The sequence below is a fragment of the Fenollaria massiliensis genome, from assembly GCF_000312505.2.
GTDB classification, from domain to species: domain Bacteria; phylum Bacillota; class Clostridia; order Tissierellales; family Peptoniphilaceae; genus Fenollaria; species Fenollaria massiliensis.
Map to the genome: position 1 here is coordinate 46,920 of NZ_HG326227.1, position 14,134 is coordinate 61,053.

The following is a 14,134-nucleotide window of genomic DNA, read 5'->3' on the forward strand; positions in this document are numbered from 1 at the left end:
GTATGGATATTAGAGAACTTTTTAAGAGCTATAATGAGCTTGACGGAAAAACTGTTGAGGTTCAAGCTTGGATAAAAAATTTAAGAGCACAAAAAGAATTTGGTTTTATCGAAATTAATGATGGATCCTTCTTTAGTAGTGTTCAAGTTGTTTATGATAACACACTAGAAAACTTTGAAAGAGTTTCAAAGCTGTATCTAAGCGCATCAATCAGAGTAAAGGGCCAAGTAGTTCTTACACCAAATAATAAACAAGCTTTTGAGATAAAGGCAGAAGAGATTGAAGTTTTAGGCGATTCAACAGCTGATTACCCACTACAAAATAAGAGACACTCTATGGAATTCTTAAGAAGCATAGCTCACTTAAGACCAAGAGCTAACCTATTTAGAGCAGCTTATAGAATTAGATCATTAGCAGCCTTTGCTATACACAAGTTTTTCAATGAACAAGATTTCATTTATGTGCACACACCAATACTAACAGCATCAGACGCTGAAGGCGCAGGAGAAATGTTCCAAGTAACTACACTTGATATAGATAATCCGCCAAGAACAGAAGAGGGCGCGGTTGATTACAGCAAAGACTTTTTTGATAAGCCAACACATTTAACAGTATCAGGTCAATTAGAGGGCGAAACATTTGCCATGGCTTTCTCAAAAATATATACATTCGGACCAACATTCAGAGCAGAAAATTCAAATACAACTAGACACGCAGCAGAATTCTGGATGATAGAGCCAGAAATGGCATTTATGGATAACAATCAAAACATGGACGTAGCTGAAGCAATGCTTAAATACGTAATTAACTATGTTATGGAAAATGCTAAGGAAGAAATTGATTTTTGCAATCAATTCGTTGACAAAGGACTAATCGATAGACTAAATCACGTTAGAAACTCTAATTTTGAAAGAGTTACTTATACTAGAGCTATAGAAATATTAAAAGAACATGAAGAAAAATTTGATGTTAAAGTTGAGTGGGGCATGGACCTACAAACTGAACACGAAAGATATTTAACTGAACAAATATTTAAAAAACCAATCTTTGTTACTGATTATCCAAAGGATATCAAAGCTTTCTACATGAAACTCAACCCAGACAATAAGACAGTTGCTGCTATGGACTGCTTAGTTCCTGGCATTGGCGAGATTGTTGGCGGTTCACAAAGAGAAGAAGACTATGCTAAACTTGAAAAGAGAATAAATGAGCTAGGACTTGATATGGACTCATACACTTGGTATATGGATCTAAGAAAATATGGTAGCGTAGTTCACTCTGGTTATGGTCTTGGTTTTGAAAGACTTATCATGTATATAACTGGTATTGAAAATATCAGAGACGTCCTACCATTCCCAAGAACAGTTCATCACTGTGAATTCTAGGAGGACCCTATGAAAGAATATAATCATAAAGATATAGAAGGCAAATGGCAAAAGATTTGGGCAGACAATAAAGCGTTTCATGCAGAAAACGATTCAGACAAGCCAAAATACTTTTTGATGGTTGAGTTCCCATATCCATCAGGAGAAGGTCTACACGTTGGTCACCCAAGGAGCTATACAGCACTTGATATAGTTGCTAGAAAGAGAAGACTTGAGGGATACAACGTTTTGTACCCAATGGGCTGGGATGCTTTTGGACTACCAACAGAAAATTATGCCATAAAGCACAAAATGAATCCAAAGGATGTTACTAAGAGAAATGTTGCTCACTTCAAGCATCAATTGACATCACTAGGTCTTTCATTTGACTGGGACAGAGAGATAAACACAACTGATCCAGAATATTACAAGTGGACTCAATGGATATTTATACAATTATTCAAAAAAGGTCTTGCTTATAAAAAGGAAATGAATATTAACTGGTGCCCAAGCTGTAAGATTGGTCTAGCGAACGAAGAAGTTATTCAAGGCCACTGCGAAAGATGCGGACATACAGTTGAACACAGAGTTAAAACACAATGGATGCTAGCTATAACTAAGTATGCCGACAGACTTATAGATGACCTTGACACAGTTGATTTCATCGATAGAGTTAAGACACAACAAGTTAACTGGATAGGCAGAAGCCACGGTATGGAGCTTGATTTTGACATAGATGAAGTAGATGACAAGCTAAAAGTTTATACAACTAGACCAGATACCATCTTTGGTGTATCATACATGGTTATCTCACCAGAGCATCCACTTATAGAAAAATATAAAGATATTATCAAAAATATTGACGAAGTTCATGAATATCAAAATAAGGCAAAATTAAAATCTGATTTTGAAAGAACTGAGCTTGTTAAAGAAAAAACTGGCGTTAAGATTGATGGACTTACTGCAATTAACCCTGCTAATGGAGAAAAAATTGCCATCTACGTATCAGACTACGTATTAATGACTTATGGCACAGGCGCAATCATGGCAGTACCTGGTCATGATCAAAGAGATTATGATTTTGCAAAAGCCTTTGGAGAAGAGATTAAGGAAGTTATTTCTGGTGGCGATATCAGTAAAGAAGCTTATACTGATACACAAAAAGGCATTTTAGTTAACTCAGACTTTTTAAATGGTCTTTCAGTTGACGAAGCAAAGAAAAAAATAATTAAATATTTTGAAGATAAAAAAGTAGGCGTAGTTAAGACAAACTTTAAGTTAAGAGACTGGGTATTCTCAAGACAAAGATATTGGGGAGAACCGATACCTATGGTATACTGCGAAAAATGCGGTTGGGTGCCACTTAACGAAGAAGATTTGCCATTAACATTACCAGACGTTGAAGCGTACGAACCAACTGATACAGGCGAGTCACCTCTAGCTAAGATCGACAGCTTTGTTAATACAACTTGTCCTCATTGCGGCGGCCCTGCTAAGAGAGAGACAGACACTATGCCTAACTGGGCTGGTTCAAGCTGGTATTTCTTAAGATATACTGATCCAAAGTGTTCTACTGCACCAGCATCCATGGATGCGCTTAAGTACTGGATGCCAGTTGATTGGTACAACGGAGGTATGGAGCACACTACACTTCACTTACTATACTCAAGATTTTGGAATAAATTCCTATACGATATCGGTGTAGTGCCAACAAGCGAACCATATCAAAAGAGAACATCACATGGTATGCTACTTGCTCAAGACGGCGAAAAGATGAGTAAGTCAAGAGGCAACGTAATAAATACAGATGACATAGTTGAAGAGTATGGCGCAGACACACTTAGAGTTTTTGAAATGTTTATGGGTGACTACGAAAAAGTTGCTATGTGGTCAGAGACAGGTATACAAGGCTCAAGAAAGTTCCTTGAAAGAGTTTATCGCTTGATGGAAATAGTGAACGACGACGAAAATTATTCTAAAGACTTAGAACAAGACTTCCACATCACTATTAAGAAAGTTTCAGAAGACTTCGAAAACTTAAAGTTTAACACAGCAGTTGCTAAACTTATGGAGCTACTTAACAAAATTACTTCAAAGGGAAGCATCACAAGAAAAGAGCTTAAGACATATATCACACTTCTATATCCAATCGCACCACACATCACAGAAGAAATCAATGAGATGGTTGGCTTCGATACAGAGCTTTATAAATCAACTTGGCCTAGCTTTGATGAGGACAAAACCATCATCAAAACTATAGAGATACCAGTTCAATTCAATGGCAAAGTTAGATACACTGTTGAGATTGATAGAGATGCCTCTGAAGACGAAGTAAAAGAAAAAGTTTATTCACACGAACTTTTTGAAAAATCAAAGCAAGGCAAGAATATCGTTAAAGAAATATATGTAAAGAACAAAATATTTACAGTAGTAATTAAATAATTTATAAAGAAAGATCTATTAGCTTAGGTCTTTCTTTTTTCGCGCAAATATTTCTAAATGTGATATAATTATCTTAAGTAAGGAGGCGTTCAATATGAAAAAGAAAACAATAATACTTATAATCATATTGGCAATAATCTTTTTTATTAGATTTGGAGTACTTAGCTTTCCATATACAAGTGATGTGAAAGCATTTGTATATAGAGATGGTAAGTGGAGCGAATCAACTTTGCACATGGATTTAAATTATAGGCACAAGTTTTTTGCTGCCGATGAATTTACTGGTAGCATCTACATTGATGATGTAGATATAATGAAGTATTGGAAAGATTATTCAAGAATTAGCTCATCAGCTAAGAGTGGCGCTTGGAATGTTAAAGAGCTTGTGTATAACGTCAAGAATACTTATCTTGATGGTGAGTATCAAAACTCTAGCTTTAATAAAAACTATACAAAGAGCATAGGAAAGATTTATTATAAAGACTTTCTTAAGTCTATAGTGATAGCAGTTAATGATTACAAGCTTGAAAGAAAAGCTGGAATTAATTATGTCGATACAAGTGAGATGAAGCCTATCATAATTACGGCGGGCAATGTGAGCTTGGATGATATTAAGAAGATTAAAGAGAACGATATAGTTTTAGATAATGTCGATAGAGATGCTATAGATGATATTAGCATAGAAAATAATATTAAGATGCCTATATTTAAAATTGAATTGACAAGGTGGAATGAAGGCAAAGAATATGCCCTTGAAAAAGAATATAAAGACTTTGATTGGAAAGCACCAAGCTCATTCGTCTCTGATGAAGACTTTAATAAAACTTTTGATGAAGTATATGACGAAGAGTACATCAAAGAAAAGATTGCAGAGCTTGAAAACTTTAAGTCTGGCTTCGTTAACGAGGTTAAACTTAATAAAAAGTCAGCACACAAAGAAGATGATATGATACTTACAGAAGTCACTTATGATATTAAAGATGGCCAATTATACTCCGTTCTACTTATGAATAGAGGCGGTAGTGACAAGGGCTACATCGTTCAAAGCGTTTATACCATAAAGATAGATGAAGATGGCAAGCAAGAATTTATTTCGGATAAGCTTGGTATATTTAGTAAGTAATATTGATATGAAGAAAGATCTTTTATAGGTCTTTCTTTTTTGATACAATTACTATTATATAAATAAAATTAAAATAAATTTTACTATTGACTTTAATAATGTTAAATGATATACTTAATATAGTCAAAGAAGAGGTGATCTTATGGCAATAAATATTGTTCCTGAATGGATGGCAAATCTTGAAGATGAAGACATTTCTTTCATAAAAAGATTTATACTAGCATCTGGATCATTAAAAGAGATTGCAAAACAATATGATGTTACTTATCCAACGGTTAGGCTTAGGCTTGACAGGCTTATACAAAAGATACAAATTAGTGAGGATGCTGAGAGAGAGCCATACATTTCTTTAATTAAGAGATTAGCTTTGGACGATAAAATTGATTTTGAAACAGCTAAGATATTAGTTTCAGAGTATAAGAAAGAAAAAGGGGTTGATTAATATGAAAAACATTTTGACTACTATGACAATAATTTTATTTGCTTTAATATTGTCGATATTCTTACAGGTATATTTATCAAAGCAAAAAAGTAAGTATTTTGGTTTAATTCTTCCTCTAATAAGTTTTGTATTTTCTTTGATTGTATTAGCAAATTATGTAGTGCCTAATGGATTGAAAATTGGACCATTTTTAATGAGCGTTTTAGGTATATTTTTATTCGCTAATACATTTACGTTAATTTACTTAGTAATTTATTTTACATTTAAACATAAAAAGAATTCAAGTTCCGAAATTGATAAGATGAATATTAAAGATTTGTAAAGTACTTTATAAAGAAAGATCTATTAGCTTAGGTCTTTCTTTTTTCTTGACAAAAATAGCCATTACCATTACAATGAAGATAAGATAAATTGCAAATATATCTGTAAAGGAGAAATGAAATGAGTAAAGTACAAAAGAAAATAGTTTTCGGTAGCTCTATGTGTCCAGGTTGTCCACCATTTAAAAAAGTTATGGATGAATCAGGGGTACGCTTCCTATATCTAGACATAACAGAAAACCTTGCTAACATGAAAAAATTTTTAGCAGCAAGAGACAGTATGAAGGAATTTGATGAGACTAAGAGAATAGGTAACATTGGTATACCATCTCTTATACTTGGTGACAACGAAAGAGCCATCCTAGATATAGATGAGCTAAAAGATTATCTAGACAGTTTAAAATAATTATTCGGGCCTTGTTAATGCAAGGCTCTGATTACATAAAGCGTTTAAAAAGATTATTATCGGGTAAAAATTGATAGAGGTGATGATATGGGGGCTATACTTATAGCTGATGACGATGAAAATATAAGAAACGTGCTCAAGGAGTACTCAGTCATTAATGGCTATGAGGTGATCGAGGCAGTTGACGGCATCGACGCGCTTAACAAAGTTAATAATAATGATATAGACCTTATCATCTTAGATATAATGATGCCAAAGCTTGATGGTTTCTCAGCTTACAATAGGATTAAGGAAGTAAAGGACGTGCCTGTTCTTGTTCTTAGCGCAAAAGGCGAGGAATATGACAAGCTTTATGGCTTTGAGATAGGTATCGATGATTATGTTGTCAAGCCATTTAGCCCGCGTGAAGTTATGGCGAGGGTTAAGGCGATACTTGCAAGGCACAAGACTGAGTCAAAAGCTAATGTTTACGTTAATGGCAGTTTGAAAATAGATTTCGATGCGAGAGAAGCTTATATCAATGATAAAAAATTAGATTTAACTCCAAAAGAGTATGAGCTACTTGCTTATCTATGTCAAAATGAAGGCATTGCTTTATCGCGTGACACCATACTTGAAAATGTTTGGGGTTATGATTTCTTCGGAGACAATAGAACTGTTGACACACACATAAAGATGCTTAGAAACTCACTTGGCTCTGAGAAGGAGATAATCAGTACGGTTCGTGGATATGGATATAAACTGGAGAAATAAGATGAAGAATAAATCATTATTCACAAAGTTAATCAGCTATTTTTTAATATTCACTGTGCTGATACTATCAACAATGTGGCTATTTAACATAGTTTTCTTCAAAGAGATATACACGCAAAAGAAGAGAGAACTCATTCAAAACACTGAAAAAGAAATTTCATCTTATTCAGGAAGAGATCTCGTCTCGTTTTTAAATAGTGTTGCAAGCAAAACTAGACTCGGCATAATTATTTTCGATGAGAATGGTTTGGTCTTGTACCCAAATTATCTACTTGAGCTTGATAAGGAAGACCTTGACTTTGTTAAAAGTAATGAAGATAGTGTAGACTATATCAAGAAGCATGACGATAGAGAATACCTTGTATTTTTAAAGAGATACGAAACAGTTAACGCAAAATTATATATGAAGCTCATCGACAATCTCGATGAAGATGGCTCGGTTAAGAAGATGCTAAAGGAAGAGCTTTTATACATAAGTCTCGTTGCAATAGTTTTAGCACTTGCTCTTTCATACTTTTTAGCAAAAAAACTTACTAAGCCAATCAAAAATCTTTCGGAAGCGTCCAAATTTTTGGGCACAAAGAGCTTTTCTGTAGAAGAAGAGGGCGGCTACGAAGAGATTGAGGAGTTAAAGAAGAGCCTTGAGAGTGCAAACGCAGATTTAAAGAGGACCATGGACTTTCGTGAGAATATCATTGCCAATGTATCTCATGACTTCAAAACGCCTCTGAGCGTGATAAAGTCTTATGCTGAGATGATTAAGGATATAACAGGTGATAATAAAGAAAAACGTGAGGAGAATCTTGACACCATCATCTCTGAGGCAGATAGGCTTAACACGATGATTAACGAGATGCTTGAAGCGTCAAAGAATGTAAGTGCCCTTGGTGAACTAAATTTAGAAAAGGTTTCGCTCGAAGCTATTTCCAAAGAGATTATAGATAAATTAAATACTGCTGAAAATAGAGAAAGAATTAAATTAGACGTAAGTGGCGATACTATGGTCATGGCTGATGAGAAGAAGATTAGAAGCGTTATATATAATTATTTGTCTAACGCATTAAATTATTCAAATGAGAATGAGGATGTTCTTGTAAGGATAACTGAAGAGGAAAAAGGCGTTAGATACGAGGTTATTGACCACGGCATGGGCATCAAAGATGAGGACATCAAGAGGGTTTGGGACCGCTATTACATCTCGAGCGCGAACCATGAGCTTAAAAAGTACTCTACAGGCCTCGGCTTATACATCGCACGCGAAGTGCTTTTGCTTCACAAGGCAGAGTTTGGCGTAGAGAGCAGCTACGGAAAAGGATCGAATTTTTATTTTGTATTAAAAAAGGGAGTGTAGATATGAACTTTGATTTTTTAAAAGACATGAACATTGGTAATTTCAATAAGGATGAAGCAATGAACAAGATTGGTGAAATTGGCGAAGCAATCAAAACAAATACTGATTTGGCAAAGTATCAAGACCTAATCAATGACTTTTTGGACCTTGTTAAAGATTATTACAATGGCCATTATAAAGGCATTGAAAAGAAAAATATGCTATTTATCATCTCAGGACTACTAATAGTTTTGTATCCAAATTCATACAAGCAAAATGCTTTCTTCATCATAGCGTCGAAAATATTTGGCGTATCAATATTAATAAAGGCGATAGGCGAAGAAGTGGCCAAATATAGAGAGTGGAAGAAGAATTTAATTTCTATAGAGACTGATTTAGGAACTATTGAATACAACGAAGAGGAATTTTAAATGGCAAAGATAATGATATACGGCACGACATCGTCCGCAGGTAAATCGACGATAGCGACTGCTATGTGCAGATATTATAAAGACAAGGGCTACAAGGTTTGTCCATTCAAATCGCAAAACATGTCGAGAAACTCATTTAAGCTTCAAGACGGAAAACTTATTAGTAACGCTCAAGCGATACAAGCCTACGCCGCTGGAATCAAGGCTGACGAGTACATGAACCCAATACTTCTAGTGCCATCGTCTGACACAGGTAGCGACGTCTATGTGCTTGGCAAATTATATAAGCACATGAATACAAAGGAGTATTACTCGATTAAAAAAGAGCTAAAAGCGAAAGTAAAAGAAGTTTTTGAAGAGCTTGAAAAGAAATATGATGTGATGATTATAGAAGGAGCTGGCTCACCAGCAGAGATAAATTTACTTGAAGATGATTTCGTAAATACTGGCATGGCAGAACTTGCTGACACAAATGCTGTCATCGTCGCAGACATTGACAAGGGTGGCGTCTTTGCTTCAATCTATGGCACATACATGATACTTGATGAAAAAGATAGATCAAGAATAAAGGGTTACATCATCAACAAATTTAGAGGCGATGCGAGCCTATTAGATGAAGGCATAAAAAAACTTCATGAGCTAACTGGCCTTGATTGCCTTGGCATAGTACCATACACAAAGCTTGAGATAGCAGACGAAGACTCGCTTCACGACTACGAGAAAAAAGTCAACGCTCACATGGCTGAGCACGATGCGATGAATAATGAGATCGATAGACTAGCTGATGTCTTCGAAAAGGCCATCGACATAGATAAGTTAAATGCAATACTTGGCTTATAAACTCATCGCCATACTTATAGGCGTTTTGCTTGATTTAATCTTAGGGGACCCTTATAACTTTTTTCATCCGGTTAAGGTCATGGGTAATGTCATTAGCTTTGAAGAAAGATTAATTCGAAGGACAGGGGCGAGAGGCGGCTTTTTGAAGCTGCTTGGACTAGTGGCGGTATTATTTAATATGAGCCTTGCATTTTTGTCCGGCTACTTGGCAATAATATTATTTAAGATCAATAAATATTTGTATTTAATCTACACTTCATACATGGTCTATGTGTGCTTAGCCGCACGTTCACTTCACTTCGAAGCAGATATGGTAGTAAAAGAGCTAGGCCATTCGCTAGAGAGAGGCCGTAAGAGGCTTTCCTACATAGTTGGCCGTGACACAAGTGAATTAAGTGAAGAAGAGATACTTAAGGCAACCATCGAGACAGTCGCTGAAAACACTTCAGATGGTGTCATAGCGCCGCTTATCTACATCGCGATATATACACCACTTGGACTTGTTTATAAATTTATCAATACCATGGACTCGATGTGGGGCTACAAGAATGAAAAGTATGGTGATCTTGGTTTTTTCGCGGCAAAGATAGATGACCTAGTCAATCTAGTGCCAGCAAGATTAAGTGCGCTTCTTATATTAATCACGAACATCTTTAATAAAAATATTCTCTACGCATGCAAAACATTTTTTAAGTATAGATATGCACACGCAAGCCCAAATAGTGCCTTCCTTGAAGCGCCCATAGCAGGTCTTTTAAAAATTCGTTTAGGTGGACCACACAAATATTTTTCAAAAGTTGTCGACAAACCATATATTGGCGATATAGATGAGAAAGTGAATAAAAATGGCGTTTATTTCACCATAAAAGCGATGTATAAGGCACTTGCCTTATTGATATTAGCAATCGTAGCTATATATTTAAAATTAATATTAAAATAAAAAAAATGCACTTATGTCAAAACAATCGTTTTACATCTCTGCATTTTTTTGTAAGCCAAGTTTTCAGGAAATTATTTTTGAAAAAGTATTTTCAAATTATACAGATTTTGCTAAGCTATATTAGTGTTTCAAATCACGAAAATTAAAATAAATAAAATTTTTTTATTCACTTGAAAAAATTAAAGATAGTTGTTGACACCCCCCCCATTTATGATATCATTAGTATATGAGTACTTTATTAGTTATAGCGATTGCAGCCATATATTTAAAATTAATACTAAAATAAAAAAATGCAGTAATGTGAAAATATACATGATTATTTAATAGAAATATTTATCATGGAGAAAGATTGGTGAGAATATGAGTCAAACAAAAGAAACAAATATGAAAAATTTCAAAAAGACAAAAATAATATATATTATAATGATGTCTTTATATGGATTTGCAGATAAACTTTATGGTAGTATATATATTGCATTTATGCGATCTGCAAATTTATCTATGCTTCAAATATCTAATCTATTCAGTATTGAACAAATTTTATTAGCAATATTTGATTACCCTACTGGTACCATATCAGACAAAATAGGTAGGAAAAAAATAGCATCTCATGGCTTTATAACTTGGGGGATCAGTTTACTAATATTTGCTTATTCTAAAAGCTATACTTATTTTTTAATTTCAATGATTTTAATGGCATTAGGACTAGCACTTATCTCTGGAGCGCCAGGTGCCTGGCTTGTAGACCATATGATAAAAGATGGTGTTTACGAAGAAAGGACTAAAATATTCCCACAAATACAAACTATAGTTAGTTTTTTTGCAATAATAGCATCTATTTTTTCATATTTTTTTATAGATATTTCTAATAGTTTGCCTATTATAGTTGCTGGACTAATCTCTATATTTACAGGTTTGTACTCATACGTTGTGGGAGAAGATAATTATGGATTTAGTAAGCATCCTAGTCTGTTGAAAACGTTGAATGAAAACTTGAAATCCTTTCTTAAAGATAAGAGAATGATATTCTTAACAATAAAAAAATTATTGTCGTATGTTTCTTTTGTGGCTTTTATACTTTATTGGCAAATATATCTAACGGAGACACTAGAATTAGAAGCAAAGTTTTTACCAATATTTCTTATTATATTTATGTTTTCTTTAACTGCTGGAAATTATCTGTCTTCGAGAATTGCAAATAAGTTAGAGAATTATTATGTATCTATTGTTGGACTTATAGTAAGTGCTGTAGGTTTTGCATTATTAATTCTTGGGGATAATTTAATAACATTTATTATAGGCTCTATTCTTATTGAAGTTGGATTTGGAATAGAACAAGCTATGACACCTACATGGACTATGGAATATATTAAAAGTGAAGTCAGAGCATCATATGCTTCAATATTTAGTACGATACAATCCATTTTTGGATTCTTTATTATAAATTTGTTAGGCCTTTTCTCTGAATTAGCAGGTATAAATATTGTATGGCTACTTGGAATTGTAGTTATTTTTCTTGAAATAGGTATTGTTCTATTATTTGTTAAAAAATATAAATCAATAAGGAGTTAATAGTGAAATTATATGAAATCATATATTAACATGTGTAATATCTAAATCATAAAATTTATAATTTTCAATGATGAAGAGCATGTTAATCTAATGAATAGATTGTTTAAAACTAAAAGTTTAATTAAAAGTTCATGATATGTCTTTTGAGTCTTTAAATCAATTGATGAATATATTACTATAACAACGAAATAATTTAGAAGAAAACAAAATGGATGCCACCTATTTTGTATAGGCTAGCATCCGTTTATTTAAAATTAATAATAAAATAAAAAAATGCACTTATGTCAAAACAATTGTTTTACATCTGTGCATTTTTTTGTAAGCTAAATTTTTAGGAAATTATTTTTGAAAAAGTATGCACATATTATATAGCTCTAATTAAGTCGTGTCCGTGTTTTGAATCACAAATAATAAAATTTATAAAAATTTATTATTACACTTGAAAAAAATTTTTATATATGATATTATATAGGTGTAATTTTTGAATGTTCAATATAAAGGGAAGCTGGTGTAAATCCAGCACAGCCCCCGCTACTGTAAATAGTGACGAGTCTATGTATACCACTGGGAAACTGGGAAGGTTTAGATGAGGTTGATCTATAAGTCAGGATATCTTTAGAACGTTCGTATAAAGTTACTTCTTCGGTGGGAAGGAAAAACTTACTAAATATGTATGTTTTATATCCTTGATACCCCTATTCAAGGATTTTTATTTTCCAAAAAACCGGCGAGAGAAAAGGCGCGCTTCTCCTATTTTTCCTTTTCTCTCGAGTACATATTATGGAGGTTCATATGAAAAAGGCAATATTACTTAGTTTTTTTGGCACAACAAGGCTTAGGGAACACGAAAGAGTCATTGATAAATTTATTAATGGCTTTAAAAATGAATTTAATGACTGTGATATTAAAATATGCTTCACTTCAAGGATAGTTAAAAAGATACTTGAAAAAAAGGGCATGTCTTTTGATGATGAGTGTGAGGCTATTAAGAAGCTTAAAGAAGCTGGATACAAAGACATAAGAGTAGTTTCGACAAACATCATCCCTGGAGAAGAGTATAAGAAGCTTAAAAATGTTTCAAATAGACTGACTACGCCATTTATCAGTAATAGCAAGGATATAGCTAAGCTTATAGATGGAATGACTGCCTTTAAATTAAACGAAGGCGAAGAATTTATCTATGTTGGTCATGGTACTTATCACGTGGCTGATAGGATATACGAAGACATTGACAATGCTTTTAGAGAAAAGAACAATAAATATCACATGATGAGCATTGAGGGTGAACTTGATCTTGATAGCGTTGTAGAAAATTTATCTAAAGATACAAAAACAATTTATCTAAGACCATTTATGCTAGTTTCTGGTGTTCACATGCTTGAAGACATCGCTTCTGATGATGAGGACTCAATCAAGTCAAGGCTAGAAAAGCTTGGTTACGAAGTAAAACTTATTGACAAGGGTCTTGGAGAAGAAGATTATTTCTTAAACGACTCTATAGAAAAAGTTAAGGCAATGGAAGAGCCGCTACTAAATATAGTTGGCGTAGGACCTGGCGATGAAGATTTACTAACTGTCAAGGCTATACTTACTTTAAAAAATACAAACGCTGTCTTTGTTCTTGACAACAGAGGCCGTAATCTTGCTCTTGACACAGTTATGAGCTACGTTAAAGATAAGCCAATCATCAAGATGCCGTTTGATATGAAAAGTGCTAACGAAGCTTTATATAATGATTTAAAACTTAAACTGGAAGAGACTTTAGCTGAGTATAGAGACGTGAGCTTCGTAACTATAGGCGATGCGGCAGTTTTTTCGACACCTATGAATCTAAGTAAGATACTTGATAAAAAGATAAATATAAATCTAATTAATGGTATGCCATCTTTCGTTGCACTGACTGCCATGAATAAAGAGCTGCTTATTGAAAAAGGCGAAAGTCTTGTGATAAGCGATAACACAGAGCTAGTTGAGGCAGCAAAGCCTGACAGAGCTGTTATACTTAAGGGAACTCTCAATAAAGAAGCTGTTTTAAAGCTTAAAGATACTTACGAGGCTGAATATTTTAAGAGAATATCGATGCCGAACGAAATGTATCTTACAGATGAGGAAGAAATACGCAAGGATAACGATTATATCTCGCTATTCTACTTAAAGAAAAGGAAGTAAAT

The 14,134-nt window shown here is 33.8% G+C and carries 12 protein-coding genes and 1 riboswitch; all 12 genes read left to right on the forward strand.

The annotated features are described in order from the left end of the window. Positions 1-2: 2 nt before the first annotated feature. The 12 genes from asnS to BN30_RS06020 all read left to right on the forward strand — a co-directional run bounded on the left by asnS (position 3) and on the right by BN30_RS06020 (position 14,132). Complete coding sequence (gene asnS / locus BN30_RS05960; protein WP_019214596.1) at positions 3-1,385, forward strand: asparagine--tRNA ligase; 1,383 nt, start codon at positions 3-5, stop codon at positions 1,383-1,385. Between the two features lie 9 nt (positions 1,386-1,394). After that, positions 1,395-3,806 (forward strand): leucine--tRNA ligase, encoded by a 2,412-nt coding sequence (leuS, locus tag BN30_RS05965; protein WP_019214597.1) that lies wholly within the window; start codon positions 1,395-1,397, stop codon positions 3,804-3,806. Positions 3,807-3,900: 94 nt separating this feature from the next. Then, a complete protein-coding gene (locus BN30_RS05970) occupies positions 3,901-4,929 on the forward strand; it encodes a hypothetical protein (RefSeq protein ID WP_019214598.1) in 1,029 nt (342 codons plus the stop codon). Positions 4,930-5,071: 142 nt separating this feature from the next. Then, positions 5,072-5,371, forward strand: coding sequence for a DUF2089 family protein (locus tag BN30_RS05975; RefSeq protein ID WP_019214599.1), 300 nt, complete (start codon positions 5,072-5,074; stop codon positions 5,369-5,371). A gap of 441 nt (positions 5,372-5,812) precedes the next feature. Further along, a complete protein-coding gene (locus BN30_RS05985; protein ID WP_019214601.1) occupies positions 5,813-6,097 on the forward strand; it encodes a glutaredoxin domain-containing protein in 285 nt (94 codons plus the stop codon). Positions 6,098-6,184: 87 nt separating this feature from the next. Further along, complete coding sequence (locus tag BN30_RS05990; protein WP_019214602.1) at positions 6,185-6,850, forward strand: response regulator transcription factor; 666 nt, start codon at positions 6,185-6,187, stop codon at positions 6,848-6,850. 1 nt (position 6,851) lies between these two features. Continuing rightward, positions 6,852-8,201: a sensor histidine kinase gene (locus BN30_RS05995; RefSeq protein WP_195890977.1), complete on the forward strand. Its 1,350-nt coding sequence runs from the start codon at positions 6,852-6,854 to the stop codon at positions 8,199-8,201. Between the two features lie 2 nt (positions 8,202-8,203). Beyond that, the gene (locus BN30_RS06000) at positions 8,204-8,611 is read left to right on the forward strand and encodes a hypothetical protein (RefSeq protein ID WP_019214604.1); all 408 of its coding nucleotides are present in this window, start codon (positions 8,204-8,206) and stop codon (positions 8,609-8,611) included. Next, the gene (locus tag BN30_RS06005; protein WP_019214605.1) at positions 8,612-9,451 is read left to right on the forward strand and encodes a cobyric acid synthase; all 840 of its coding nucleotides are present in this window, start codon (positions 8,612-8,614) and stop codon (positions 9,449-9,451) included. It begins immediately after the preceding gene. Further along, positions 9,432-10,391, forward strand: a complete 960-nt coding sequence (gene cbiB / locus BN30_RS06010; protein ID WP_019214606.1) for an adenosylcobinamide-phosphate synthase CbiB — start codon at positions 9,432-9,434, stop codon at positions 10,389-10,391. Before BN30_RS06005 ends, cbiB begins: the two co-directional genes overlap by 20 nt. A gap of 360 nt (positions 10,392-10,751) precedes the next feature. Beyond that, on the forward strand, positions 10,752-11,963 hold the full coding sequence (locus BN30_RS06015) for an MFS transporter (RefSeq protein WP_019214607.1): 1,212 nt from the start codon (positions 10,752-10,754) through the stop codon (positions 11,961-11,963). Positions 11,964-12,423: 460 nt separating this feature from the next. Beyond that, positions 12,424-12,595, forward strand: a riboswitch (cobalamin riboswitch). Positions 12,596-12,755: 160 nt separating this feature from the next. Next, positions 12,756-14,132, forward strand: a complete 1,377-nt coding sequence (locus BN30_RS06020) for a sirohydrochlorin cobaltochelatase (protein ID WP_019214608.1) — start codon at positions 12,756-12,758, stop codon at positions 14,130-14,132. Positions 14,133-14,134: the final 2 nt, after the last annotated feature.